Origin of the sequence: Paenibacillus sp. 1011MAR3C5 (assembly GCF_003591485.1) — a bacterium.
In the GTDB taxonomy this organism is placed as follows: domain Bacteria; phylum Bacillota; class Bacilli; order Paenibacillales; family Paenibacillaceae; genus Pristimantibacillus.
In genome coordinates this window covers 880,984-907,901 of sequence record NZ_QZCF01000001.1, presented here as the reverse complement: position 1 = coordinate 907,901, position 26,918 = coordinate 880,984, and the positions used below count along the sequence as shown (strand labels likewise).

Here is a 26,918-nt window from a genome sequence, read left to right as displayed (position 1 = left end):
TTCAAGCTCGACATTTCCCCCGAGGAACATGCTATAATACTGCATTATCGCTCCGACAGCTTGTCATCTACCTCAGAATTGGAGGGGCTTACATGAAGCGGCTAGTGCAGATGCTTGTGAAAAGACTGATGGACCGCAGGTTTTTTACGAAAATATTCATCTCCATCTCGATCGTTTCGTTTATTGGCGTGTTCAGCCTGGTCTATATTTATCAGCAATATTATCAGGGCATGATTACGGACAACGAGCTGGACCGGACGCAGCGGTCGATTAATCAGGCTGGGTATAACCTCGACAACCAGCTGCGCCGTGTCGTACAGAACGTTCAATATTTCTTTTACTATTCGGAGAATAGCATAGAGATCGATGAAGCGTCAGACCGAGAGCGTCTGCAGCACAAGCTGGAGGCGTTCCGAACGCAATATTCGAGCGAGCTGGAGTCGGTTTTCCTGTTCATTAAGGAGAATGGAGAGGACGGACAAGAGACGATCATCCATGATACAGGCCTTGACCGGGTGCCCGATATTCGTTACCGCAATCAGACATGGTACAGGCATTTTCTCGCCCAAGAGGCGGATATTTGGTCAAAGCCGACGAAGGAGCATCTCTTCTACCAGGACCGATCCTACAACTCGATTTATCTCATGATGGGCAAATACGATATGGACGGGCGCGACGGCATGCTGGTCGTCAGATTGAACGGCAAGATGTTCAGCGATGCCTTCCGGTTGCTGGCAACCAATGACTTGATGCTTGAACTGAAGGATGCGAAGGGCCATATCGTTTATTCGTCCTTCCCCGACGGCTCGGGTGCGGGCGACGCGATGTACCTGAAGACGGAATCAAAGCTGAGCTACAGCGGCTTCGAGGTACAGGCATATACGAACAAGAAGGCGATCCTGGACAAGGTTAGGCAAATCCAGATCGTCCATCCGCTAGTCATTATCGTTATCCTGCTCATTACGCTCGTGATGTCGTTCCTGCTCACCTGGATGCTGACGCAACCGATCAAGAAGCTGCTCCAGCTCATGAAGAAGGTCGAGATTGGCGACCTCGACGTCCGCTTCACCAGCAAATATACGGATGAGATCGGCCTGCTTGGCCGGAACTTCAACAAGATGCTTGCCAATCTGTCCGAGATGATCGACAGAGTGTATGTGGTGGAGATGGAGAAGATCAATGCGGAGATGAAGCAGAAGGATGCCATGCTGCTTGCGATGCAGAATCAGATCAATCCGCATTTTCTGTACAATACGCTAGAGGTGATCAATTGCCAGGCGATTCTTCATGAAGCGCCGCCGATCAGCCGGATGAGCCGGGCGATGGCGGATTTCTTCCGCTACACGATCGATAATCCCAAGGCGGAGGTGGAGCTGCTCACGGAGATTGAGCATGTGAGAACATACCTGGATATCCAGAGGGAGCGCTATCCGGATATCGAGATCGATATGGACGGCTTGGAGCCATTCGGCAGCTATCCGATAGTGAAGCTGACGCTGCAGCCGATTGTAGAGAACGCTTTCCTGTATGCGTTCGCCGGGGAACGGGATTACTATCTGAAAATCTATGCAGAGGACTGCGGCGGCCAGACCTATGCGCTCTACATCGAGGACAACGGACAGGGGATGGACGAGCAGGCGATGGAAGCGATGAACCGTCTTTTCGATAGCGAGGCGGAAGAGGTGCCGGAGCAGGATGACAGCAGGAGACGGGGCATCGGGCTATTGAATGTGCAGCAGAGAATCAGATTGCGTTACGGCAAAGGCTATGGGCTGCTGCTGGAGGAATCCATGACGGGCGGTGTAACCGTGCGCATCAAGCTGCCGAAGGAGGGCAAGGACGATGAAAATCTTAATCGTTGACGATGAGGTCGTCATTCGGAGGGGCATTATCAAGCTGCTGGAGCAGTCCGGCGGCAGCATGATCGAGATTGACGAGGCGCGCAATGGCGAAGAGGCTTTGATGTGTATTGGCCTCAGCAAGCCCGACATGATCTTGACCGATATCCAGATGCCTGTCATGGACGGGCTGCAGTTGATTGCCAGAGTGCGGGAGCGGCATCCGGACATGGCAATCGTGGTGCTGAGCGGATATGCGGAATTTCAATATGTGCAGCAGGCGCTGCGGCATCAAGTGTCCGACTACTTGCTCAAGCCGGTAACGGCGGAGATGCTGCAGGAGGTTATCTCGCGCGTCCTGCTGAATGATCCCTCGAAGTGGATGGCAAGCATGGACGCGGCCAGCATCCGCATGATGAAGGACACAATAGCGATGCTAGTCAAAAGCGTCATGGCCGAAAATAGGGCGGAATGCGACGCGTTGATTGACGCCTGGGGCGTACATCTGCAAGAAGGCGATTATTCGCTGCTGGAGATGAAGCGGATTATGGGACACTTCGGGCTGGCCTTCCGGGCGGAGCTGCTGCTCGTGCATAAGCGTTCGGCCGGAGAAGACAGCAACCCCGCATCCAGACCTGCTGCTGCGATGGAAGACTTGCTGCGGAACTGGAAGGACTACATCTCCGAGATCATCAGCGTCGTAGCGGACAGCCGGGCGCCGCGCAACAAGCGCGTCGTGGAGGACGCGATCGCAATGATCGGCCGCCAGTACGGCGATGCCTCCTTGAATTTGTCCATGCTCGCGGAGCATGGCGGTTTAAGCACGGCCTATTTGAGCAAAATATTCCGTGAGGTCATGAAAAAACCTATTACCCAATATATAAGTGAGTTTCGCTTGGAGAAGGCCAGGGAATTGCTGCTGCGGGAAGAAACGGCCAAAATCAATCTGATCGCGGAGCAATGCGGCTTCAACGACTACCCCTATTTCTCGAAAATCTTCAAAAAATATTATGGCGTATCGCCGCTGGAATATAAAGAAAAAAATAGCAGCCAAGTGTAACGAACCTTCACATGAAGGTTTGTTTTTTGTTTAAAAAGCATAGTTTAGTTTTCTGAAGACAAGAGTAGACGTTCCAATACATTGTTGAAACCGCTTTATCGGTCTATTATTTGTACTATCCCTACCAGGAACAAAGAAAAATACGGTAGGAAAGCGTCAAGTTAGCTTACACAAATCAAAGGCAGAGGAGTGTCAGGTAATGTTGAGAAGATGGACACAAATCGTGGCGGTAGTCTTGTTAGTCGCGATGATCTCCGCATGCGGAGCAGGCAATGGGGGCAATGGAACAAGTAAGGGGAACGGCAATGAAGGCAGCGGGAACGGAGGTGCGCCAAGCGGCGCGACGGATACGCTGGAAGCTTGGGGCGAGACCATCAAGAGCCAATACGGCGGGGACACGTTGAATCTTGCATTTGCGAGCCATCCGTCTACCGACTCCTTCCAGAAGCTGACCAGTGACTTCGAGAAGCTGACCGGCATCAAAGTGAAGTGGGAAGTGATGGAGGAGACCTATCTGAAGAACAAGCAGCTGCTTGACTACACAGGCAAAACCGGCAGCTACGATGTCCTGATGGTCGATGGTTTCTGGATGAGCGAATACGGCGCGAAGAAGGTAGTCGAGCCGCTCGACGCTTACCTATCTGATGAGAACAAGACGCCGGCATGGTTCGACTATGAGGATATCGTACCGGCTTACCGCAATGGCATCAGCAAGTACGACGGCAGCGTATACGGCATCCCGACGGCTGGCGAGACGCGGTTCATCGCGTACCGGAAGGACTTGTTCGAGAAGTACGGCAAGCAGCCGCCGGCAACGATGGATGAGTTCCTGGAGCTCGCACAATTCTTCAACGGCAAGGAAGACGGCCTGTATGGCGTGTCCATGAGAGCGCAGCGCGGCGTTCACGCTGCATCGGGCTTGATGACGGTCATGTACAACTTCGGCGGCGGCTTCCTGAACCAGCAGTCAGGTGATGTGACGATGACCGATCCGAAGACGGTTGAAGCGCTTCAGTTCTACGTGGACCTGCTGAAGAACGCGCCGAAGGACGTTGTATCTTACACACATGAAGAAGCATTATCGGCTTTCATGACAGGCAGAACGGCCATGTGGCTGGATGCAACTGCGCTGGCGAAGCGGATTCTGGACCCGGCAAGCTCGCAAGTGTACGACAAGGTTGGCTTTGCGCCTACGCCGGAAGGTCCTGAAGGCAAGGCAAGCGCGCTTGCTGGCTGGAACATGTCAATCTCGTCGCAATCGAAAAACAAAGATGCGGCTTGGGCATTCATCGTGTATATGAACAGCAAGGAAAATGCAAAAGCCTATGTAGATGGCGGCGGTGTGCCTGTCAGAACGTCGATCTATGAAAACGAAGAGCTTGTAGCGGCTGATCCGTCTTATCCGGTACAGCTGGCAGCATTAAACGATGCGAACGTGCTTGTTGAAAAGGGCATCTCCTGGATTCCGCCGCATGAGAAGCTGGGTCAAATTTTGGACCGTGTCGGCTACTATGTCAGCGCGGCGATGTTCGGCGAGCTGACCGTACAGGATGCGGCGGCGAAAGCACAAACAGAGCTTGAAGATATAACGCAATAACGGAACTGGCGGCCGGGCCGCGCTAGTCAAGCGGTCCGGCCAGTTCATCAGCAAGGAAGGTGGCATCTATGATTCGCTCTTATTTTGAGAAACGGCCTCATTTGATCTACATTATGCCCGCCATCATTATTCTTGGCGCGTTGACGATTATCCCGACCGTATTCCTATACGGGCTAAGCGTGACCAATTACGAGCTTGGCTATCCGACCTTCGATTTCGTCGGTCTTGAAAATTATATCCGGCTGTTCACCGGCAAGGATGCCGAATTCTGGTATTCGGTCGGCATCAGCCTCGGCTTTATGCTTCTGGCAACTGTGATCCAGCTGGCACTCGGATTCTGGCTGGCGGTGCTGCTGGACCGGGAGTTCAAGCTGAAATTTCTTGTTTTCGCCTGCATGATCGTGCCGGTGGCGATGACGCCAAGTATTACCGGACAGGTGTGGAAGCTGATGATGAATGCGGAGTATGGCGTGCTCAACTACTTCCTGCAGTTTTTTGGCGGCAAAGTGATATGGCTCTCGGGGGAAAATGCATTCTGGTCGACGCTGTTTGTCGACATCTGGCAGAATACACCGTTTGTAGCGCTTATCATCTATGCGGGCATGCGTTCGCTGCCCACGGATCCGTACGAGGCTGCCGCGATTGATGGCGCGAGCAAGCTGCAGACGTTCCGCAATATTACGCTGCCGCTTCTATGGCCGATGATTTTGCTGGCGGTTATTTTCCGGGCGATCGACTCGCTCAAGATGTTCGATATCCCGTATTCGCTCACCCAGGGCGGACCGGGCAGCTCTACAGAGTTCCTGAGCCTCCATATCTACAGGCTCGGCTTTGCGGGAACGGGCTGGATCGGACGTTCGGCTGCCGTATCGGTCGTACTGCTTATCTTGACGACTGTGATCAGCATGATTCTGATCAGGCTCTATCGGAAAGGAGTGGAGAATAAAGGATGAATCCGCTAGGGAATAAAAAACTGACGGTGGTGACGGCCGTTCTTCTCCTTATCGTATCCGTTGTCTGCATTTTTCCGTTCATCTGGATGCTCATTATCAGCTTGAAGACGGGGACGCAGACGTATGATCCAAGCATATGGTTTTTTTCGCCGACCTTTGAGAACTACAAAAACATATTTGAAAACCGGCATGCGCTCGATTATTTGAAAAACAGCTCGATCGTGGTGCTGCTGACGACGTTCATCTCGATCTTTATCGGCGGGATGGCGGCATATGGCTTCGCAAGATTTGAATTCAAGAAGAAGGAGAACCGCGCGTTCTGGGTGCTGAGCCTTCGTATGCTGCCTCCTATGGCTTCGGTTATTCCAATCTTCGTCATGGCGAGCCTGCTGGGCATTCTGGATACGCATCTGGTGCTCATCATTTGCTATATGCTGTTCAACATTCCGTTCACGATCTGGATGATGCGAAGCTTCTTCGAGGAAATTCCGGTTGCGCTGGAGGAAGCGGCTTTCGTCGATGGAGCCTCCAGGTTCCAGGTATTCATTCGCATCATTTTGCCGCTGGCAACACCGGGGCTGATTGCAACGTCGATTTTCTGCATCATCAACTCCTGGAATGAGTTTGTATTTGCGCTCTTCCTGACGAGCTCCGATGCAAGCACGCTGCCGACGACAGTGACCTTGTTCCTGTCCGTGAGCGGTGTCGTATGGGGCGAGATGTCCGCCATCGGCATCGTGACGATCTTGCCGGTATTGCTCTTTGCGATGATTGTGCAAAAATATATGATCCGCGGCCTTACCTTCGGCGGCGTGAAATAATAGCTTCTAATTATCTAGCGAAACAACAGACGATGAAAGGCGATGACGTTGATGAAAAAAGTCAAAATGGGTATTGTTGGAGCAGGAACCTGGGGAGAGACGCATGCTTACATTTACAATGATCATCCGGTAGCCGAAGTGGCGGCGATCTGCGATATGAACAGCGAGCGGGCGGCAGCGCTGGCGGCGAAGTTCAACATCCCTGCATCCGGCATCTTCACCGACCACAGAGAGATGCTGGAGCGGGCCGATATCGACGCTGTAGCCATTGTAACGCCGGATTTCGCCCATACCCGCATCGCTGTGGATTGCGCCAATGCCGGCAAGCACTTCATTATCGAGAAGCCGCTGACAACGACGCGTGAGGAAGCGCTGGAGATTGTGGAGGCGGTCGAGCGCAATGGGGTACGCATGATGGTAGACCTTCATAGCCGGTGGAGCCCGCTGTTTGCGATTCCGAAGCAATCGATTGTGGACGGCGAGATCGGCGAACCATACAGCGCTTATTACCGTCTGAACGATATCAAGTGGGTTGCTACCGATTTGCTGCCTTGGGCAGCGAAGTCCTCCATCCTTTGGTTCCTCGGCTATCATAGCGTAGATGTATTGCGCTGGCTGTTCAATGACGAGGTGGAGCGGGTATATGCTGTTTCCAGAGAAGGCGTGCTGAAGCAGGAGGGCGTTGATACAGTCGATATCTACCAGACGATTCTGGAATTCCGCGGCGGCGGCATCGTCACGATGGAGAATGGCTGGATTACACCGAATACGAATCCGAACGTCAACGATATGAAGCTGAACATTACCGGTACAAAAGGCATGTTCAATATTGATCCGACGCACAGCCAGATGCTGGAGCGATTCACCGAGACGAAAGCAGATCGGCCGGATATGCTGGTTCGCCACTTTATTCACGGCAAGCCGAAAGGCTTCGCTTATGAGAGCATTCGCCACTTCATCGATCAGCTGATTACGGACGAGCCGTTCTTCGTTACGATGGAAGATGCGTTCAATACAACGATGGTCATTCTGGCGATTATGGAATCGGCCAAAACAAGAACGCCTGTGAATGTACAATATATGTAAGACAAAATGAGGAGAGAGCCATGACCGCAGCGGTCATGGCTCTCTTTGGCTTGCATATATTGGTATAAAGAAAGGCTATCGAATTTATCATTTTTTCTTAAATAACCATTGACTTCCTTCTTCGGTGAGTGCTACATTAATAATACCTAGTAAGTTAATAGGAATTGTGTAATTAGGCGGTTTAACACCTGCGGCTCGAGCCGATGGTCTGGAGGTTTAGTTATCGTGAATGCCATGTTTCGTGGAAGAGGATGGAGCTTTGGGTTTCGAACGGCCATTATTCTTTATTTCTTCTGTCTCATTGTATTGCCCATCTTCGGCATATATACGCAGTCCTTCTCGCTCGGCTGGACACCGTTTTGGGACAGTGTCTCCGATCCGCTTGCATGGAAGGCCGTTCTGCTCACGGTGAAGCTGGCTGTCATCGCCACATTGATCAATATGGCTCTAGGCACGATGATCGGCTGGGTGCTCATTCGTTATCGTTTTCCTGGAAGAAGCTTTCTGAACAGCCTGGTCGATTTGCCTTTTGCATTGCCTACCGCTGTAGGCGGATTGCTTATCCTGCTGCTTCTTGGACCCAATAGTCTGGTCGGTTCGCTTGCAGCATCGGTTGGCATTGAGATTGTATTCCACGAACCGGCTATCGTCATTGCGATGCTCTTCGTCACGTTTCCATTCGTGATCCGCGCGATTCAGCCACTGCTGGAGGAGCTTGACAAGTCCGAGGAGGAGGCTTCCTATACGCTCGGCGCTTCGAAGGCGAAGACATTCTTCAGCGTCATTCTGCCAACCATGCTGCCCGGCATCCTAAGCGGAGCCATGCTGGCATTCTCCAGAGGATTAGCCGAATTCGGCGCTGTCGTGCTTGTCGCAGGCAACATCCCGGGGAAGACGCTTGTGGCGTCGGTCTATATATTCGGAGAAATTGAAAGCAACAATCCGCAAGGCGCTGCAGCCGTTTCAGTAATGCTGTTGACACTATCGTTCCTCATTCTATGGCTGGTCAACCTTCTGCAAGCTAGGAGGACCGGCGCATGACGATAAGAAGAACCTGGATTTGGCTTACGTATAGCGTATTTGCCTTGCTGCTCATCGCTCCTTTGGTCAAGATTGTGCTCGGCGCATGGGAGAATGGCTTGCAAGGATTGCTCGACGGACTCATGCGACCCGAAGCGCTGCATGCGCTGATGATGACGGGAATTATTGTTGTTGTAGTTACGGTTATCAACACAGGCTTCGGCGTTATGCTCGCCCTGTATCTGGTGCGGGCACAGTGGATCGGACCAAGAATGAAGCGGCTGCTCAACAGCATCGTTGACTTGCCGTTTGCCGTATCGCCGGTTATCGGCGGATTAATGATTGTGTTATTGCTGGGTCCTCAGACCGTCATCGGCGCATTATTCGAGGATGCCGGCTTCAAGATCGTATATGCGCTGCCCGGTATGATTCTGGCTACGTTATTCGTGACGTTCCCGATCATGGTGCGGGAGGTTATGCCGGTGCTGCAGGAGATCGGCGCTCAGCAGGAAGAAGCCGCGTCGACGCTTGGCGCTTATTCCTGGTATACATTCTGGAAAGTAACATGGCCGTCCATTCGCTGGGGCGTTATCTACGGCGTTGTGCTGACAGTGGCAAGGTCGCTGGGCGAGTTCGGAGCCGTGCTCGTCGTCTCGGGCAACATCATGAACAAGACGCAGACCGCTACGACGCTCGTCTATCAGGACGTCGAGAATTTCAACGTAGTGGCCGCCAACGGAATTGCGCTTGTGCTTGCAGCTTTCTCCGTAGGTTTGCTGCTTCTGATGGAATGGGCCAAAAAACGAAAGGAAGTGCATTAGGAGATGCATATCGAGGTTCGCAACTTAAACAAAAGCTTTGGCGATTTCCATGCGGTCAAGGATGTAAGCTTCGATATTGAGAAAGGCAAGCTGATCGGCCTGCTCGGTCCGAGCGGCGGCGGCAAGACGTCGATCTTGCGCATGCTTGCGGGACTTGAGACGCCGACCTCCGGCGATATCGTGTTCCACGGACAGCGGGTCAACGACCTGCCTCCGCAGGAGCGGGGCATCGGCTTCGTCTTTCAGAACTATGCGCTTTTCAAACATATGACGGTTTATGACAACGTCGCCTTCGGACTCAAGGTCAAAAAGCAGACCAAGGAACAAATTCGCGAGCGAGTGATGTATCTGGTAGAGCTGACGGGACTGAAAGGCTTCGAGCACCGTTATCCTCACCAGCTCTCCGGCGGCCAGCGCCAGCGTGTGGCTTTCGCAAGGGCGCTTGCTCCTGAGCCGCAGCTGCTGCTGCTCGATGAGCCGTTTGCGGCGATCGACGCTAAGATCCGTACAGAGCTGCGAACATGGCTGAAGGAGATGATCGAGCGCGTAGGCATTACCTCGATCTTCGTCACACATGACCAGGATGAGGCAATTGAAGTCGCCGACGAGATTATGATTATTAGCAAAGGCCGCCTGGAGCAGAAGGGCAGTCCATGGGATATCTACAAAAATCCGGAGACGCCGTTCGTCGCCAGCTTTATCGGAGAATCGTCCATTGTCGAGGATCTGTCTGAGCTTCGGGGCTTCGAGGACGCCTCGAATGTACCAGGCACGAAGGCGCTGATCCGTCCTGAGTATATCGAGCTTGGCAAGGCAGGGGAAATCAAGCTTGCTTCGGCTTCGATGCCGGCTGTCGTGAAGCATCTTCACTTCCGCGGCAGTGAATGGATGGTCGAGCTTGCGGTTGGCGATACGAAGCTGATTACTTACCGGTCGCTGGAGAAGGAAGTGCTTCATCCCGGCGAAGAGGTGAACGTGCTCGTACACCGCGCCTATCTCTTCCATGATCAAGCGAGCTGGATCCTGGAAAATCCACTCAAAGTCGATCCAATGCCGATTCATATCTAATCAAGCCTAGTTGCGGAAAGAGTGTTGCCCTTATGATACGTAATCCGATTCCCGTGAAGAACCTGTTGCTTGCGCTGCTGGCTTCTATAACCTTGATCGCGGCTGCCGGGTGTGCTGAGAACGATGCACCCGCAGCCGGCCAGCCTGCGCCTGAGAGCGATGTCACACTCGTAATAGGAGCCTATTCGGTCGTGAAGGATGCCTTCGCAGAGCTGCTGCCGGAGTTCCAGAAGCAATGGGAGCAGAAGACGGGCCAGCGTGTGACGTTCCAGGAATCGTATGAGGCGTCCGGCACGCAGGCCAGAGCGATTGCCGGCGGATTTGAAGCCGATATAGCCGTGCTTGCGATGGAGGGCGATCTGGATAAAATATCGGCTGCTGGGCTTCTGACACATGATTGGCGTGAAAATAGCAATGGGGGAATGATAACCCGCTCCATCGTCGTGCTTGGCACGCGTCCGGGCAATCCGCTAGGCATTCGGGATTGGTCGGATCTCGCCCGCGATGGAGTGAAGGTGCTCTACCCGAATCCGAAAACCTCAGGCGGCGCCCAGTGGGATATAAATGCCATCTATGGGGCCGGACTGAAGCGTGCGGAAGCGGAGACGGGCGAGAAATCTGCGGATTACGCCAAGGCGTTCCTGAAGGCGGTTCATCGCAATGTGGAGTCGCTGGACAAGAGCGGAAGAGCCTCCATGGCTGCCTTCGAGTATGGCGTCGGCGATGTCATTGTGACGTACGAGAACGAGCTGATCGCCCGCATTCAAAAGGGCGTCTCCTATGATATCGTAATTCCGAAGGATACGATCCTGATCGAGAATCCTGCAGCGGTCGTAGATCGCAACGTGGATCGCCACGGCACACGCGAGGTAGCGGAGGCGTTCGTCGATTATCTGCATAGCGAGGAGGCGCAGCGCCTGTTCGTCAGACACGGCTTCCGTCCAAGCCATGAAGCTGTAGCCGAGGAAGCGAAGGAGAGGTTCGTGACGCCTGAGGGCTTGTTCGATATTGGTTATTTGGGCGGTTGGAGCGAGGTGCGCGAGCTGCTGTATTCCAAAAAAGGCGTCTGGTATCAAGTGCTGGCTGATATTTGATGCTTAAATCTATAGGGAAGCATGTTGCCATTCAGGCAGCTGCTTCTTTTTTTCTGGCGAAAGAAGGGGATTTGATCGCTAAACTCGAATAATAGGAGAGCGAATGACAAGAGGCTATTAATCGGTTATTGCATTCTTGCACAAAATCGAATACCATTAGATTAGAATAATTCTAAATATCTGACGCCTGCCGTATTGCGGCGGGCCTTCTATAGATCGCTTGCGATACCATCATTGGAGGTGCGAATAGATGAACGTTTCGGCTGAGATAGATAAAATCAAACGAAGCTTAATGGAAAACGGATATAAGCTGACGACCCAGCGTGAAATTATAGTGCGGGTTCTTCTGGAGAATGAGCAGGAGCATCTGAGCGCGGAAGATGTCTATATGCTTGTAAAGGAGAAATTCCCGGAGATCGGACTAGCAACGGTTTATCGTACGCTGGAGTTGCTTGCAGAGCTGCAGATTGTGGCGAAGATGAACTTTGGCGACGGAGTTGCCCGCTTCGACCTGCGCGGCGAAGACCATGAGCATATGCACCATCACCTGATTTGCCAGAAGTGCGGCGCGCTTGAGGAAATCAAGGAAGATTGGCTGACGGATCTGGAGGAACGGCTGGAGCGCGAATACGGCTTCAAAGTATTGGATCACCGGCTTGACTTTACGGGCAATTACAAGGAATGTCAGGGTGGCGAGTGTAAGCGCGATTGCAAGGCTGTATCATAGGAATTATTGATCAGAAGAACGAGAGGACTTCCGGCAGGATTCACCTGCTGATGGAAGTCCTTTTTGTTCGGGCGTACGCCGGCCTTCAAGCGGACAAGAAGAAGCAATAGATCACATCCTTGCTTCTTCAATCCGATAAGCGCGGACACAGCTTTCGCATACGCAAGACCTGCCTCGCGCTTCTTCTGGAATACGGGCAAGCAGCTCCTTCGGGATAGCGGCATGAAAGCACCAGCAATCGCGGGGATTCTCTTCCAGCAGCGCCGCGCAGGAGTTGCCGCCTGCGCAGAGCGGACATATAGCGCTCATCATCATCCCTCCTTGCACAATTAGCCCTGCGGTATCGACCGCAGGGCTAATTGTGATGCTGGTCAGCGGTTTAATATAAATTTCTCGATGACATGCTTGACGCCATCTTCATTGTTGGACAACGTCACATAATCAGCGATTTCCTTCAGCATGGGAACGGCGTTGCCCATCGCGACGCCAAGACCGGCAGCCTGGATCATCTCGCGGTCGTTCCAAGCGTCGCCGATTGCAATGGTCTCCTCCAGCGTGCAGCCGATATGTTCGGCCATGTGCTTCAGCGCATGGCCTTTCGTGCCCTCTTTGTGCATGAACTCCAGATAGTGGGCTTTCGACTTCGTAATATGAACCCGGTCGCCGATCAACGCCTGCAGCTCAATTGCAATTTCATCCAGACGAACGGGATCGTCAATCATCAGCATCTTGTTGGTCGGCTGATCGATCAGTTTGTTAAAGTCAGGCTCGATCAGATAAGGAATATTGGATAGTTTGGAGTAGGCTTTGATACGATCATTGTCCTCCGTACCATACAACTCGTCGTTTACATAGGACTGAAGATGAAGGCCATTTTCCTTGCAGTAGTCATACAGTTCCTTCGCCGCATCCGCAGGCACGGAACGCTCGTACAACACTTGTCCGTCCAGCAGCGTTTTGACGAGAGCACCTTGATACGTAATAATAGGTACATTAAGATTAATGCCTTTCGCAATCTTCTGGGCGGACGCGAACATGCGGCCGGTAGCCAAGGTTACCGTCACGCCCATCTCGATTGCAGAGGCCATCGCCTGGCGAGTGCCTTCCGATACGGTTAAATTATCGCTTAACAGCGTGTCGTCCACATCAATAGCAATCAGCTTATACATCCTAGCGGTAGCTCCTCTCTGTTGCCGTAACATCTTTTACAATAAAGTTGATTGTAGCGAAAATTCAGCTTACATACAAGGAGATAATCGAATGGATCATTACAGCGAAACGCCTGCCAAAAAGAAATCGGGATTCCTATACGTCATCGGCGTATTTGCACTGCTTATTATCGGCTATATCTTTGGGTCGATGTCGGTATCGATGCGTTACCCGATTTTGAAGGAGCCTACATTTAAGCAATTTAATGCTTCCTATACGAAAATATTGAACGATTATTTGGAAGGAGCGGAGCCCGAGAATCTGATCAACGGCGCAGCCCGCGGCATGCTGGCTTCCTTGGAGGACCCGTATTCGCAGTATTTGGTCGGAGAACAAGGAGAGGCGTACACGCAGTCTTATGAAGGCGAGTTCTATGGCATTGGCGCCAACATGAGAAAAGAAGAAGAGCTGTTCGTCATCACTTCCGTTATCAAGGATACGCCTGCAGAGCGCGGAGGCTTGCTGGCCGAAGATGTGATCCTCGCAGTTGATGGCAAAGACATTAACGGCATGTCATTCCAGGAACTGCTCGGAGTCGTGCGCGGCGAAGAAGGAAGCTCCGTAACACTCAAGCTTCAGCGCGCGGGCGAGAAGGAGCCGCTGGAGATCACGCTTAAGCGTGCGCCGATCCCGGTGCATACTGTGTCGGCGGAGCGATTGGAGGACGGCATCGGTCATATAACGATCAGCCGGTTCGCAGAGAACACGGCGAAGGAGTTCAAAGAGGAGATTGCCAAGCTGGAAGCGGAAGGACCGTTGAAGGGGCTAATGTTGGATATGCGCTCCAATCCGGGCGGGCTGCTGACGTCTACAATCGAGATTGCCAGCGTCCTCATCCCGAAGGACAAGAAAATATTGGATGTTGTATACAAAAACGAACGTCAAACGGTCAGCTTCCTGTCTCATCAGGAGGAGGAGTGGAAGGTTCCAACAGTTGTGCTGGTGAACGGCCAATCTGCCAGCGCCAGCGAGGTGATGGCGGCAGCCTTGAAGGAATCTGCCGGGGCGCAGGTTATCGGCGAGACCACATATGGCAAAGGCGTCGTGCAAGGCTTCAGGCAGTTCCCGGACGGCTCGGTACTCAGTCTGACAGAGGCACAATGGAAGACGCCGGGCGGCACATGGATTAACAAGGAGGGCGTAGCGCCGGACTATCAGGTATCGCTTCCGGAGTATGCGAATGTCAGGCCTCTCGCTACAGGCTCGAAGATGCAGCGTGGAAGCTACGGAGACAACGTCATTACGCTCCAAATTATGCTGCGCGAGCTTGGCTACGGTCCTCTGGATAAGGAAGGCGTCTTCGACGAGCAAACCGAAGCAGCGCTGAAGGCGTTCCAAAGTGCCGAGAAGCTGGAGCCTACGGGTGTGTTCAACGACAAGACAGGTTACCGTCTTGTCGAGCTGCTGCGCGAGAAGCTGGCTAAAGAAGACACGCAGCTGGAGAAGGGCATCGAGGTGCTGCAGAACCTTGTCAAGTAATGACTGTCCGAATATAGGGGCAAGAATGCTCGGGAGCATAAGAAGGTCCAAAGTCCGAACTCGGCGCTCAACGCCGGGTTCGGACTTTGCTATTGTTGGGATGAAGAATTGCGGCGATAGCAGGATGAATGAACAGAGGCGAAGGAGAACAACTTAATGACGAAGCGTTCACGTAGAGGCTCTTGCCCGACGATTAGGTGTAGTGCCTCCGGGTCTCGTTTCTTGACAATAAAACTGATAATGATTATCATAACTATGAGAACGATGATCAGTGAGAATGATGCGGTGCGGGGTGACACATGAAGAAGATTAAGTATTGCAGGCGTAATTTGAAAAACGGCTCCAAATCTCTCTATAAAGCGATGAAGGAGAACTACCCTGACATTAAGCGCAAGAAAAGCGATTGTCTTGGCAATTGCAAGACCTGCAAGATGGAATGCTTCGTGGTGGTTAAATCCAAGTGCATAAGCGCGCCATCTCCGGATTTGCTCTATAAACGATTGAAAAAAATGATTGGTTAGACTTATTATTGGTGGATATAGGAAGGGCGGCCATATGCCGCCTGTTTCTTTTATGTTAGAATAAATATAAATAAGACAAGTGAGGTGCACATTCATGAATGATGCTCTAGCCAAAGCGCTTAACGAACAAATGAACTTCGAGTTCTACTCCGCTCATGTGTATCTTGCCATGGCAGCTTATTGCTCCGGCGATAGCCTGGATGGTTTTGCTAATTTCTTTATTGTACAAGCCGAGGAAGAACGATTCCACGCCATGAAAATATATAAGTTCCTGAATGACCGGGGACGCCGCGCCACGCTGGACGCGCTGCCTGAGCCGAACAACGAATACAATTCCGTGCTCCACGCCTTCGAGCAAGGCTACAAGCACGAGCAACAAAATACAGAGCGCTTCTATCACTTGTCCGACCTTGCGATGAACGATCGTGAGCATGCGACGATCAACTTCCTGAAGTGGTTTATCGACGAGCAGGTGGAAGAGGAAGCGTTGTTCGACAGTATCATTAACAAGCTCAAGCGGATCGATAAGGACAGCAACGCGTTTTATATGCTGGATACGGAATTCGCGGGCCGCTCGTTTACGCCGCCAGCTGAATAAGAGGAATAAGCTTGGAGACGGAAGTCGTCTCTGAGCTTTTTTTTACCGCCAATAGCTTTTATAACATTTCGAGAGTAACGGATTTGCAAATTCGATTTGGCGATAAAACGTGGCCTCATGCTTACGAGGTGGATTTGCTATGCAAACCTGTAGGCCGCTTATCTTCGAGAGGCTTCGATAGAGGTTTTCTCATTTTGGGCAACCTATGCCAGATGAAAGGGGTTATAACATGATTGATCAAGCAAAGCCGCAGGATGCGGATACAATTATGCCATTAATGCTGTCTGCCATCGATTCCATTGCGTACACGCTGTCGGGTACGCGTGAGGACGAGGAGACATGGCGCATATTAGCCGATGCGATCCGGCAAGAGGACAATCGGCTGAGCTATCGCAATATAATTGTAGACCGGCGCGACGGTACTATAGCGGGCATGCTGATTTGTTACGCGGGAGATGAGGCTGAGCGGCTGGATTATCCGATTAGGGAGCGTCTTGCGCGCGACCATGGTCCAGAAGCGGCGCGGGCGCTCGTGCCGGAATGCCGTCCGGGCGACTTCTATCTTGATGCTGTCGCTGTAGACGAGTGCTATCAGGGACAGGGCATTGCGAAAGCTTTGATCCGCGCATTCGAACAAAGGGGTGTTGAAGCCGGTTGTGCCCGACTGTCCCTGATTGTCGAGCAATACAATGATCGTGCCCGTTCGTTGTACGAGAAGCTAGGCTATGAAGAGGACGGATTATTGGACGTCGGCGGCAGTTCATATACCCGTATGATCAAAGGTAATTAGTGCCGAGACGCTCTCCGGTTGTTTCTCTATGAACCCTATTATCATTTCATAGACACGTGCCGATCAACATGATAGGATGATCTGGTATATGTTTCTATGGTGAATATGGGAGGACGTGGGGAATTAGATGAAGAAGCTAGGATATAAGGCTGTAGCCAGCTCTCTGCTGGTTGCAGGCTTGCTGTTTGCGCCCGTTTCCGCTGTAACGACGGACATTGCGGCAGCTGCCAGCTCCGCTCAGGAGATGACGGCAACAATCCAACTATGGGTGGATGGGAAACAGCTTAAGCTGTCGGCGCCTATCTATAAGGAAAACGGCGTAGCGCTTGCCCCCGTGACAGATTTGCTGAATGCGCTAGAGGCTTCCTCCGTCTACGAGAAGAAGTCACAAACGGTTATTATCCGCAACAGCACGCTCACCATAACACTGGCGATCGGGCAAAAGGAAGCGATTGTGAACGGCAAGACGGTGAAGATGGATGCCGCTGCGGCAACCCAAAATAATGTCGTCTATGTACCGATCCGCTTTATCGCTGAGAAGCTGGAAGCTAAGGTGGAGTGGGATAAGGCTGCCAACGCGATTAAGGTGAAAAGCTGGTACTATCAGCAATTGGAGAAGTATGAGGAAGAAGAAACGGAAGCGGTCTACCGCGAAGAAGACAAGCTGTCGTCCACAGAGATGGTCGAATATTTCGACGAGAGCGTCGTGATGATTATGACGAACCGAGGGCTAGGCAGCGGCGTAGTGATTGGTGAAGACCTCATCCTTACGAATTATCATGTGATCTTCGATGCAACCTCCGCCATTGCGAATTCGATCTACGATGACGAGTTCAAGGTGAAGGGCGTTGTGGCCTATGACGAAGGTGCTGACCTGGCGATCGTGCGTACGGAGAAGCCTATGGATTTGGTTCCGGTTGGACTGAGCTACGACTATCTTGCTCGCAAAGGCGACCGCGTATATGCAATCGGAAGCCCTCAAGGCCTGATGAATACGGTCTCTACGGGCCTGATCAGCAATTATCATTTCGAGAACGGCATATCGTATCTTCAGACGAACGCTCAGTTGGACCATGGCAGCTCCGGCGGCGCCTTGTTCAATGAATACGGCGAGCTCGTAGGAATTACGTCTGCCGGTATGGACAACTCCCTAGCGGATATCGGCATTGCGGTATCAGCCTTCCATGCCGCTGAGCTGGCAGAGTCGGTGACGGAGGATATGGTGGCCAAGGCCCAATTCCTCACGCCTCCGCTTCCGGACACGCTGAAGGGTGTATCGTATGAAGATATTCAAAAGCTGATGAAAAAGGAATTTTCCGTTGTGCAGACGCTGGAAGGAAATGCTGAGTTTACGAACTGGCAAGTGCACCGCGACGCAGACGGCTGGCTCGTATTTACGGCTAATATCGATCCCGTCTTCTATCTGTATTATGGATCGGCGACAGCAGGCGAGCTGAACCTGTGGTCGGTGAATCTGGCTCATGAGCTTCATCGTATGCTGCCGGACGAGCAGATTCAGGTGACGATTTCGTTCCAGCGCGATTACAGCTTCCAGCCGAGAGGCCTCACTACCGACGAAGTGACACCGCTGGGCGAAGGCAAGTGGCGCGTGCGTTATCCTGTCATCGACATGCAGTTGAAAGACCAGCTTTATATGGAAACCAGATTTTAGTTCAAGAGAGGACGTCCCGGCCGCATGCGGCGAATGGGACGCCTCTTCTTTTTTGGCTTGAAGTTCGGTACAATAGAAGGCAGCTTGCCGCTATCCGCATGGACAGCGAATAAGCACACTGACTAAAGTTAGAGAGGTTTTTCCCCATATGAAAGTCGTGCTATCCACCCTTAACGCCAAGTTTATCCATACCTCGCTCGCTCTGCGCTGCTTGAAGGCATACAGCGAGCATCAATTCGATATTGATATTGCGGAGTATACCATTAAGGACCCAGCGATGAACATCGTGTCCGATCTGTTCTCCAGAAATCCGGATGTGGTCGGCTTCTCCTGCTACATCTGGAATATTGAAGAGACGATTACCGTCGTCAATATGCTGCGCAAGATCAAGCCGGACATCCGCATTATCTTGGGCGGACCGGAAGTAAGCTATGATACCGAGCAATGGATGGAGCGCCTGCAGGACGTCGACTTCATCGTGATGGGCGAAGGAGAAGAGACCTTCCATCACCTGCTGACGGAGATCGAGGGTGACGGGAAGTTCCATATGGTATTTGGTCTTGCTTATCGCAAGAAGAGAGAGGACCGATCCGAAATTGTCATTACACCCGGCCGTCCCAAGCTGAATCTGAATGAACTTCCTTCCCCCCACCGGTTCAAGGAAGACATTCCTCATCTCGCCAGTCGCGTAGTTTATTTCGAGACTAGCAGAGGCTGTCCGTTCAGCTGCCAATTTTGCTTGTCGAGCATTGAGGTGGGCGTGCGGTACTTTGATATGGACCGGACGAAATCCGATATTCTGTATCTGATCGAGAACGGCGCCAAGCTGATCAAGTTCGTAGACCGGACGTTCAATATTAAGCGGGATTATGCGCTTGAGATGTTCAAGTTCCTTATTGAGAACCATCAGGGCTGTGTGTTCCAATTCGAGATAACGGCCGATATCATGCGGCCGGAGGTGCTCGATTATTTGGCCGAGCATGCGCCTCCCGGCATCTTCCGCTTCGAGATCGGCGTTCAGTCGACCAATGATCCAACCAACCTTGCGGTACAGCGCCGTCAGAATTGGTCCAAGCTGGTCCGCACGGTTACGAAGGTGAAGGATTCCGGCAAGATCGACCAGCACTTGGATCTGATTGCCGGATTGCCGCTTGAGAACTACGATACGTTCAGAGGAACGTTCAATGATGTATTTGAGCTGCGTCCCGAGGAGCTGCAGCTCGGCTTCCTGAAGATGCTGCGCGGAACAGGCTTGCGTCTGGATGCCGAGAAGTGGGGCTATATCTATATGGATAGAGCGCCATACGAGATGCTGGGCAACGATCTGATGCCGTTCGGGGACATTGTCCGCATTAAGCGAGTAGAAGATGTGCTGGAGAAATATTGGAACGCGCACCGGATGGATCATACGCTGCTTTATCTGGTCGATCGCGTCTTCCCGTCTCCATTCGATTTCTTCCAGCTGTTCGGCGATTATTGGGAGCAGCGCGGATGGCAGAAGATCGGCCACCAGCTGGAGGATCTGTTCTCGCGGCTATGGTCCTTCCTTACAGCCATCGGCAAGGGGGATGCGGCCGTACTTGCGGATGAGTACAAGGATAAGCTGGACTTGGATGCCGTACTTGGGCTCATGAAATACGATTATTTCCTGAACCATAACTATAAGCCGCGCAAAATCTGGTGGGACTTCACGATGGATAAGCGGGAATGGACCGGCTGGATGAAGAAGCTGGGCGAATCGCCGGAGATCGTCTCGACATCCTTCGCAGCATTGGGGCTTCAGGAAAGGGAGCTTCATAAGCATGCTGTTCTGGAGCAAATCCCATTCGATCTGGCGGCTTTTCTGGAGACAGGCGAGCTGCGAAGGGATCGGCATACGCTTCTCGTAATGATATATGCACTGGGTCAAGAAGGAAGCAAGCCTAAGCCGCGTCCGTTCATGGTGGCGCTGGAACCGGCTGCCGTACAACCGTAACGACAACAACTGGCATAAAAAAGATCAAAATAAGGACCATTCCGGCAGACGGATCTGCCAGGATGGTCCTTTCTCTTCGACAGGTGCTGCTGCAGCTTGGCTTAAGAAGCGGGGACGCTGCTTCGCAGTACCGTCAATGACCCGGACAATTCATAACGTCCCAGTGTTGCCGGAAGCAAGAAGCATTCACCTGCCCGTACAGATAGCTCGCCATCCTCCCAGCGCAGAAGACCCTCGCCTTCCGCGATCATCAGGATGACGAAGCTTTCTTCAGAAGTGCCAGCTGCCTCGCTGTCTTCAATCAAGCCTTTCTCGACGTGAAAATAAGGCGATTCAGCAATCGTCAGCCAATGGCCTGGACGGATACCGCTGGTGTCCATCCGGCTGGCTCCGGCTCCGTGATAAGCAATTACCCGAAGCGAATCTTCGATATGAAGCTCCCGCAGCTTGCCGTCCAGCCCTGGACGGTCGTAATCGTATAGGCGATAGGTGGTGTCGGAGTTTTGTTGAATTTCGGCCACCACGACGCCGGAGCAGAGCGCATGTACTGTACCGGCAGGGATGTAGAAGGCGTCTCCGGCTTTGACGGGTACTTCATGAAGCGTATCCATAATGCGGCCTGCCTCAATAGCTGCGGCCATGGTCTGCGCATCGATGCTTTCTTTCAGCCCGTAGATGATTTTGGCTCCGGGCTTGGCATCGAGGATATACCACATTTCCGTCTTCCCCGATTCGCCCACAGGCAAGCCATTGTAAGCATCGGTCGGGTGAACCTGTATGGATAGATCGTCGTTGCAGTCCAGCAGCTTGATCAATAATGGGAATCTCCCGTTGCTTGCAGATGAGCCGTGTGTACCAAACCATTCGCTGCCATACTTCTCCCGAATCTGATCCAAGCCGAGACCCTTAAGAGGGCCGTTCTCGACGCGGGTAACGCCGTTCGGGTGGTCGCTGATCATCCAGGCTTCGCCAATGGATCCCAGGGGCAGTTCAATTCCGAAGCTCTCCAAGGCGCGGCCGCCCCATATCCGTTCTTTCATTTCCGCTTTGAATTGAAGGGGGTAGGCTTTCATGCTCATAGGGCATAGCCTCCTGTGAGTGTGTAATAACAAGTAGTTATAGCGATTGACCTGGCTGGAACAATTCCAGAATCTCGCCGTCCGGACCGTAGAAGAAGAAGTATCTCGCGCCATTCGGCAGCGTCGTAATCTCGGTGTCGCGCAGCTTCACAGGCAATCCTTTAATGCGCTCGACCTCTGCGTCAAGATCGTCTACGGTCAAGGCAATGTGGTGGACCTTTCCATTAGCGGGCAACGAATCGTTATACCCTTCGATCAACTCGATCTCGGTCTCATCGTGATCTGGGAATGCAAGAAAAGCTAGACGAATCACACCGTTCGTATGCATCATCGTATATTTATGGACGAGACCCAGTACTTCCGTATAAAAGGCCACGGATGCTTCAATATTTTTGACCATAATGCCAATATGCTCGATCTTTTTGACTGCCATTCCGACATTCTCCTCTCTCAAATCCGGACGCTGAATTGCAACATTAGCCGTTTTTCCGTTTTTCTACCGCAATCAGATAGGGCGCGGCGCTTCGCTGCGGCTGGCGGTACAGCACGGCTTGTCCAACAAGCTGCGGCAGGGCGGAGGCCCATGCCTCCACAGCCGCCGCCTCGAGGTCGCCGCCGGGATGGCCGGGATAGAGCACGCACGTCAGAATGCCGCCGGGACGAAGCAGGCCCATCGTGGCCTGCAGCGCCCCAATCGTAGACTCCGGCTGGGTTACGATGCTTTGATCGCTTCCAGGCAGATAGCCTAGGTTGAACATAATGGCGGCTACTTGGCCGCCAAGCTCCGGTGCGATCGCCTCCGCCATACCCGCATGATCCTGCAGCAGAAGCTGCACCTGCGGATGTCCTCCCGCCGCTTCGAGGCGCTCGCGGGTCCGATCAAGAGCGGACTGCTGGATATCGAAGGCATAGACGATCCCTTTGGGGCCGACCAGCTCAGCAAGCGCCAGCGTATCGACGCCGCCGCCTGCTGTCGCGTCGATAACGGCATCTCCGCTGCCTGCGCGCTCCGCTATCCATTTATGGGCCATGCTTAGCACGGACAAGAATCCCACCGCTTACACCTCCGGCTGCCATAGCCGGCCCTGCCACGTATTACGGCGGCGCAGCTCGGCGTCGATGCCGTTCAGCACTTCCCATTTCTTCAGGCTCCACATCGGGCCGATCAGCAGATCTCTTGGCGCGTCGCCCGTCAGGCGATGAACGATCATCTCCGGCGGCAGCAGCTCCAGCGAATCCACAATCAGTTTCGTATATTCGTCCTGCTCCAGAAATTGCAGCAGACCTGCTTCGTATTGCTTCACCATCGGCGTCTTGCGCATCAAGTGGAGCAGGTGGATCTTGATTCCTTGTACGTCCATGCTTGCGACGGCGCGGCAGGTGTTCATCATCATCTCATGGGTTTCCTGCGGCAAGCCGTAAATAATATGCGCGCAAACCCGAATGCCCCGCTCGCGAAGTCGTCGTACGGCGTCGAGGTAGCACGCCGTATCGTGGGCGCGGTTGATGAGCTCGGATGTCGATTCATGTACGGTTTGCAGTCCCATCTCGACCCACAGGTAAGTGCGTTCATTCAGCTCGGCCAAATAATCGACGACATCGTCAGGCAGACAGTCCGGACGCGTCGCAATGGACAATCCGACTACGCCGGGCTGCTGCAGGATGACTTCGTAATACTCGCGAAGCTCCTCTACCGGCGCATAGGTGTTGGTATAAGCCTGGAAGTAGCCGATATAGTTCGCTTCCGGCCACTTCTGATGCTGCCGGTCCCGAATCGTATTGAATTGCGTCACCAGATCGTCGCGCCGTCTGCCCGCGAAGTCTCCGGAGCCGCGAGCGCTGCAGAATGTGCAGCCGCCTTTGGCGATGCTGCCGTCCCGGTTGGGACAAGTGAAACCGGCGTCCAGCATCACCTTGAACACTTTGCCGCCGAATTGTTCCCTCATTTCGTAATTCCACGTATGAAATCTTTTATCATCCCAGAGCATCGGTTGTCCGGGCGTCATTATATCAATCATGAATTTCCCCTTCTTTCACAACGTTCACCCTTCATTTTAACGAAAAACGGACCGAAAAGCCATGCTTGCACTACACCAAAAGAATAATCGTTCGGATATCGGGAAAAATGGAAACGAACGAAAGAAAACCGTAATTTAGGCTTGAAAAACCTAACATGATGTGTTATATTAAAAATGCGACAAATCAATGAAAATACCTGACACAGACAAAATGTAACCGCACACATGAAAAGTCGATTAATTGGAAATGAAATCATATAAATCGATGAGGTGATGTGAGATGAATTTGACAAAAATTCCGAATGGCGATGAGAAAGTAACAGTTGAACTGACGGTGAAGGAACTGATGGCCCTGGCTGGTGTACACTTCCACTCTAACCACGACGTGAAGGTATCGGCGCGACGGAAGCTGAATATGGTATTAGAAGACGCGTGGGAGAAGGACGGCAAGGACAATGCGCCAATCTCTTATCAATTCCTGAACTAATCGCTGGAGATACATGATGTTTGAATCGCAAGAGGCGTTTCTCGCGAGGGACCCATAATGGGTTCCGAGGAGACGCCTTTTTTTGTGCAGCATTTTCCTGTTCGGAGTAATGGGAGAAAAACGCTTTACAAACAGGGGCCGAGTTGGGCACAATAAGGACTGACCGTTATCATGTACGTTACGTGATTAGCCTACAAAAGAGGAGAATAAACATATGCGTTTAAGAGGAAGAAAAGGCATCCGGGAGAGTCTGGAGGGACAGCCGGAGCTGGTAGTGCTGGATGCAACGCCGCATCGCGGCAAGTGGCGTGAGTTTTTTGGCAACGACAATCCGATCTATGTAGAGCTTGGTATGGGCAAGGGACGTTTCATCAGCCAGATGAGCGTGCGCAATCCGCATATCAACTTTGTCGGGGTGGACATGTATGACGAGCTCCTTAGAAGAGCGAGCGAGAAGGCACGTATCGCTTGGGAAGAGAAGGGGGAGGAGACGCCTCCGAATCTTGCGTTGCTGCGCGCCAATATTGAAGGCATTGAGTCGATGTTTGCTCCGGGCGAGCTGGAGCGTGTCTATCTGAATTTCAGCGACCCGTGGCCGAAAAGCAAGCATGCGCGCCGTAGATTGACGCATCAGCGTTTTGTATCCAAGTATATCGAGATTCTTAACGATCGCGGCGAAATTCATTTCAAGACAGATTCTCAGTCGCTGTTCGAATTCTCGCTCAACAGCTTCGCCGACATGGAACTGGTCATGCGGAACATCTCGCTGCATCTTCATAAGGACGAGCCGCGCGAGGATCTCGTATTTACCGAATACGAGATGAAGTTTATGGAGAAGGGCCAGCCGATCCATCGCGTAGAGGTGGTCATCGGTTCGGAGGTGCTTCGCGAGCATCGCGAGAATAAACAAAAGAGCCTGCGGGACGAAGCGGCCGCAAGCTCTGAATCCAATGAAGACGATACGGAAGAATAATAGCTATGGCTATACCATTGCCGCCGGATAGATCCAGAAGTAATGAACGGTGTAAGCCGTGATCGTGCCGATGATCGCACCGGCGGCGACGTCCGAAGGATAGTGCAGGCCCAGATGCATCCGGGACCAGGCGACAGACAGTGCGATAATCATCGCCGCCGGCGTGAACGCCAGCGTCCAGATTCCTCCGGCCAACAGCAGCGGCACAATCCAGGCGAAGATGGCCGTTGTATGTCCGGACGGGAATGAGGAGTCTTGCAGCGGCTTCGGGCAGGTCTGCACCTCAGGCATCGCCTGGTATGGACGAAGCCTCTTGAATTTACGTTTCACAATGGCAACCGGTAGATGGCTGATGGCAACCGCCGCAAGGCATTGCCATCCTGCCGTGTTCCAGGGAGCGGGCGCAAGCAAAGCAAGCAGCAGGGCGGAGACGAGCGTGAACGTAGCGCCGCCCATATGCGTGACCGTGCTCAGCCATCTGTCGACCGCTTGGTACATCCTGCCGCCGGAAGGCCTCCGATTCGCCCACATCAGCATTCTCCGCTCTCTCGCTCTCATCCAACCTATCATTCTCTGCATCGCTGTCATCCTCTCTCCCGTAGGCTGGTTGAACTCCATCACTTGTTTCTATTGTAACAAAAGATTATTGCCGGAGCGTTAACGAAATAATAATTCTGAATTAACTCTGCCTTCATCCCCTCTTAATCCGTTTCATACATACGCGCTCTATCCTTATTATTAAGTACGCCCGCGAGCAGCTGGAGGTTGCGGGACAACAAGGAGGAGAGGCCAAAAATGAAAATCGCGATATTTACGGATACGTATGATCCCGATGTGAATGGCGTTGCCCGTACGCTGAGAAGGTGGACCTGTTACCTGGAGACGAAGGGAGTGCGCACCAAAGTATTTGCCCCGGAGCCCGCAGCGTCCCTTCAGCAGAATGCCCCGACTCATTCCGTCGAACGGTTCGTCAGCTTGCCGTTTTTCCTCTACCCCGAATGCAGGCTTGCCCTCCCTAATCCCGCTCATATCCGAAGAGAGATCGCCCATTTCGAGCCCGACCTGATTCATGTCGCCACCCCGTTTAATCTTGGCCTGTTCGGCATTCATTACGCCCGCAAATACAACATTCCGCTCATCGCTTCCTATCACACCAACTTCGATCAATATTTATCGTTTTACAATTTGCAATGGATGGAAAAGCTGTTATGGAGGTATAAGGAATGGTTTCATCGGGACTGCAAGGCGATTTTTGTCCCTTCCGAGACGACCCGGCTGGACTTGATCGGTCGGGGCTGGGAACCTTCCAAGCTGAAGCTGTGGAGCAGGGGAGTGAATCACGGAACGTTCCATCCTATGGTAAACATGCGCGAGCATTGAGAGAGGAACGGCATCGGGGAGAAGGCCTTCTTAGCCTTCTATGCCGGGAGATTAGCGCCGGAGAAGGCGATCGAGACCGCGATCGACGCCTTTGCCTTGTTCCAGCGAAGGGCGGCTCCGGATGCAGTGTTCGTTATAGCGGGTGACGGTCCTTCCGCCGCAGTCTTGAGGGACAGATGCGTAAGCGCAGGTGTGAATGTTCTCTTCATCGGCTTCGCCGGTGAAAAGGAACTGCAGCGCTGGTACGCATCCGCCGATGTGCTGCTTTTTCCTTCTCCAACCGAAACCTTCGGCAATGTTGTCCTTGAAGCGATGGCTTGCGGCACGCCGGTCATCGCGGCGAATGCAGGCGGTGTCCGCGACACCGTCTGTGACGGGGAAAATGGCCTGCTCAGGCATCCAGGCGAAGCCGAAAGCTTCGCCGAAGCGCTGGAGATTCTGCATGCCAATGTTGAGCTCAGGGAAAAGTTGGGGCGGAATGCTCATATCTACAGCCTGTCGCAATCCTGGGACGCGATATTCGACAGCCTTCTTGCGAGCTGTATGACAATTGCCGCGGCATCCTGGTGCGAGATTCCTCCTGTTCGGGAAAGGCAGATTAATTAATTTTAATAAGATGGAAACAATTAAGGACATTTGTGCTAAAAACGAA

General features: G+C 52.6%; 28 protein-coding genes. 21 read left to right on the top strand and 7 right to left on the bottom strand.

Features of this window, described 5'->3' with window-relative positions; translation table 11 throughout:
- Positions 1 to 92: 92 nt before the first annotated feature.
- From D3P07_RS04145 to fur, 11 genes are all read left to right on the top strand, one after another.
- On the top strand, positions 93 to 1,862 hold the full coding sequence (locus tag D3P07_RS04145; protein WP_119798794.1) for a sensor histidine kinase: 1,770 nt from the start codon (positions 93 to 95) through the stop codon (positions 1,860 to 1,862).
- Positions 1,843 to 2,898: a response regulator transcription factor gene (locus D3P07_RS04140; RefSeq protein WP_119798793.1), complete on the top strand. Its 1,056-nt coding sequence runs from the start codon at positions 1,843 to 1,845 to the stop codon at positions 2,896 to 2,898. Before D3P07_RS04145 ends, D3P07_RS04140 begins: the two co-directional genes overlap by 20 nt.
- 199 nt (positions 2,899 to 3,097) lie before the next feature.
- On the top strand, positions 3,098 to 4,495 hold the full coding sequence (locus D3P07_RS04135) for an ABC transporter substrate-binding protein (protein WP_119798792.1): 1,398 nt from the start codon (positions 3,098 to 3,100) through the stop codon (positions 4,493 to 4,495).
- A gap of 68 nt (positions 4,496 to 4,563) precedes the next feature.
- Positions 4,564 to 5,448, top strand: coding sequence for a carbohydrate ABC transporter permease (locus tag D3P07_RS04130; RefSeq protein ID WP_119798791.1), 885 nt, complete (start codon positions 4,564 to 4,566; stop codon positions 5,446 to 5,448).
- A complete protein-coding gene (locus D3P07_RS04125; RefSeq protein WP_119798790.1) occupies positions 5,445 to 6,269 on the top strand; it encodes a carbohydrate ABC transporter permease in 825 nt (274 codons plus the stop codon). The genes D3P07_RS04130 and D3P07_RS04125 overlap by 4 nt, the downstream gene beginning before the upstream one ends.
- A 51-nt stretch (positions 6,270 to 6,320) precedes the next feature.
- Entirely contained in the window at positions 6,321 to 7,355 is a 1,035-nt protein-coding gene (locus D3P07_RS04120) for a Gfo/Idh/MocA family protein (protein ID WP_220482010.1), read from the top strand.
- Positions 7,356 to 7,589: 234 nt separating this feature from the next.
- Positions 7,590 to 8,396 (top strand): sulfate ABC transporter permease subunit CysT, encoded by an 807-nt coding sequence (gene cysT / locus D3P07_RS04115; RefSeq protein ID WP_119798987.1) that lies wholly within the window; start codon positions 7,590 to 7,592, stop codon positions 8,394 to 8,396.
- Between the two features lie 2 nt (positions 8,397 to 8,398).
- Positions 8,399 to 9,196, top strand: coding sequence for a sulfate ABC transporter permease subunit (locus tag D3P07_RS04110; RefSeq protein ID WP_119798986.1), 798 nt, complete (start codon positions 8,399 to 8,401; stop codon positions 9,194 to 9,196).
- Positions 9,197 to 9,199: 3 nt separating this feature from the next.
- Entirely contained in the window at positions 9,200 to 10,264 is a 1,065-nt protein-coding gene (locus tag D3P07_RS04105) for a sulfate/molybdate ABC transporter ATP-binding protein (protein WP_119798788.1), read from the top strand.
- A 32-nt stretch (positions 10,265 to 10,296) separates the two neighbouring features.
- Positions 10,297 to 11,358 (top strand): sulfate ABC transporter substrate-binding protein, encoded by a 1,062-nt coding sequence (locus D3P07_RS04100; RefSeq protein WP_119798787.1) that lies wholly within the window; start codon positions 10,297 to 10,299, stop codon positions 11,356 to 11,358.
- Between the two features lie 250 nt (positions 11,359 to 11,608).
- On the top strand, positions 11,609 to 12,085 hold the full coding sequence (fur, locus tag D3P07_RS04095) for a ferric iron uptake transcriptional regulator (RefSeq protein WP_119798786.1): 477 nt from the start codon (positions 11,609 to 11,611) through the stop codon (positions 12,083 to 12,085).
- 111 nt (positions 12,086 to 12,196) lie between these two features.
- On the opposite strand, the gene D3P07_RS04090 is transcribed toward fur, so the two are convergent.
- Positions 12,197 to 12,394, bottom strand: coding sequence for a cysteine-rich CWC family protein (locus D3P07_RS04090; RefSeq protein WP_259391331.1), 198 nt, complete (start codon positions 12,392 to 12,394; stop codon positions 12,197 to 12,199).
- Between the two features lie 62 nt (positions 12,395 to 12,456).
- Positions 12,457 to 13,254: a Cof-type HAD-IIB family hydrolase gene (locus D3P07_RS04085; protein WP_119798784.1), complete on the bottom strand. Its 798-nt coding sequence runs from the start codon at positions 13,252 to 13,254 to the stop codon at positions 12,457 to 12,459.
- Between the two features lie 91 nt (positions 13,255 to 13,345).
- Between D3P07_RS04085 and D3P07_RS04080 the strand changes: the two genes are divergently transcribed.
- From D3P07_RS04080 to D3P07_RS04050, 6 genes are all read left to right on the top strand, one after another.
- Positions 13,346 to 14,773, top strand: a complete 1,428-nt coding sequence (locus D3P07_RS04080) for a S41 family peptidase (RefSeq protein ID WP_119798783.1) — start codon at positions 13,346 to 13,348, stop codon at positions 14,771 to 14,773.
- Between the two features lie 299 nt (positions 14,774 to 15,072).
- Positions 15,073 to 15,294 carry a DUF1450 domain-containing protein gene (locus D3P07_RS04075; protein WP_119798782.1) on the top strand — a complete coding sequence of 74 codons (222 nt, stop codon included), beginning with the start codon at positions 15,073 to 15,075 and terminating at the stop codon, positions 15,292 to 15,294.
- A 94-nt stretch (positions 15,295 to 15,388) separates the two neighbouring features.
- Positions 15,389 to 15,892, top strand: a complete 504-nt coding sequence (locus D3P07_RS04070) for a ferritin (protein ID WP_119798781.1) — start codon at positions 15,389 to 15,391, stop codon at positions 15,890 to 15,892.
- Positions 15,893 to 16,121: 229 nt separating this feature from the next.
- A complete protein-coding gene (locus D3P07_RS04060) occupies positions 16,122 to 16,682 on the top strand; it encodes a GNAT family N-acetyltransferase (protein WP_119798779.1) in 561 nt (186 codons plus the stop codon).
- Between the two features lie 127 nt (positions 16,683 to 16,809).
- Positions 16,810 to 18,354, top strand: coding sequence for a trypsin-like peptidase domain-containing protein (locus D3P07_RS04055; protein WP_119798778.1), 1,545 nt, complete (start codon positions 16,810 to 16,812; stop codon positions 18,352 to 18,354).
- Between the two features lie 148 nt (positions 18,355 to 18,502).
- On the top strand, positions 18,503 to 20,329 hold the full coding sequence (locus D3P07_RS04050) for a B12-binding domain-containing radical SAM protein (protein ID WP_119798777.1): 1,827 nt from the start codon (positions 18,503 to 18,505) through the stop codon (positions 20,327 to 20,329).
- 101 nt (positions 20,330 to 20,430) lie between these two features.
- On the opposite strand, the gene D3P07_RS04045 is transcribed toward D3P07_RS04050, so the two are convergent.
- The 4 genes from D3P07_RS04045 to mnmL are packed head-to-tail and all read right to left on the bottom strand — an operon-like array spanning position 20,431 to position 23,426.
- Entirely contained in the window at positions 20,431 to 21,408 is a 978-nt protein-coding gene (locus D3P07_RS04045) for a type I phosphomannose isomerase catalytic subunit (RefSeq protein ID WP_119798776.1), read from the bottom strand.
- Between the two features lie 37 nt (positions 21,409 to 21,445).
- The gene (locus tag D3P07_RS04040) at positions 21,446 to 21,841 is read right to left on the bottom strand and encodes a VOC family protein (RefSeq protein WP_119798775.1); all 396 of its coding nucleotides are present in this window, start codon (positions 21,839 to 21,841) and stop codon (positions 21,446 to 21,448) included.
- Between the two features lie 43 nt (positions 21,842 to 21,884).
- Entirely contained in the window at positions 21,885 to 22,463 is a 579-nt protein-coding gene (gene mnmM / locus D3P07_RS04035) for a tRNA 5-(aminomethyl)-2-thiouridylate-methyltransferase MnmM (RefSeq protein WP_119798774.1), read from the bottom strand.
- Between the two features lie 3 nt (positions 22,464 to 22,466).
- Positions 22,467 to 23,426: a tRNA modification radical SAM protein MnmL/YtqA gene (gene mnmL, locus D3P07_RS04030; protein WP_259391330.1), complete on the bottom strand. Its 960-nt coding sequence runs from the start codon at positions 23,424 to 23,426 to the stop codon at positions 22,467 to 22,469.
- A gap of 280 nt (positions 23,427 to 23,706) precedes the next feature.
- On the opposite strand from mnmL, the gene D3P07_RS04025 reads away from it, so the two are divergent.
- Both D3P07_RS04025 and trmB read left to right on the top strand, forming a co-directional pair.
- Complete coding sequence (locus D3P07_RS04025) at positions 23,707 to 23,913, top strand: hypothetical protein (RefSeq protein ID WP_119798773.1); 207 nt, start codon at positions 23,707 to 23,709, stop codon at positions 23,911 to 23,913.
- Positions 23,914 to 24,127: 214 nt separating this feature from the next.
- Positions 24,128 to 24,886 carry a tRNA (guanosine(46)-N7)-methyltransferase TrmB gene (gene trmB, locus D3P07_RS04020; protein ID WP_119798772.1) on the top strand — a complete coding sequence of 253 codons (759 nt, stop codon included), beginning with the start codon at positions 24,128 to 24,130 and terminating at the stop codon, positions 24,884 to 24,886.
- Between the two features lie 9 nt (positions 24,887 to 24,895).
- Here trmB and D3P07_RS04015 read toward each other — a convergent pair whose 3' ends face one another.
- Positions 24,896 to 25,465 (bottom strand): phosphatase PAP2 family protein, encoded by a 570-nt coding sequence (locus D3P07_RS04015; RefSeq protein WP_119798984.1) that lies wholly within the window; start codon positions 25,463 to 25,465, stop codon positions 24,896 to 24,898.
- Positions 25,466 to 25,681: 216 nt separating this feature from the next.
- Here D3P07_RS04015 and D3P07_RS27770 point away from each other — a divergent pair, with 216 nt between their 5' ends.
- Positions 25,682 to 26,266, top strand: a complete 585-nt coding sequence (locus tag D3P07_RS27770; protein ID WP_310732519.1) for a glycosyltransferase — start codon at positions 25,682 to 25,684, stop codon at positions 26,264 to 26,266.
- A gap of 12 nt (positions 26,267 to 26,278) precedes the next feature.
- A complete protein-coding gene (locus D3P07_RS27765; protein WP_310732526.1) occupies positions 26,279 to 26,872 on the top strand; it encodes a glycosyltransferase in 594 nt (197 codons plus the stop codon).
- Positions 26,873 to 26,918: the final 46 nt, after the last annotated feature.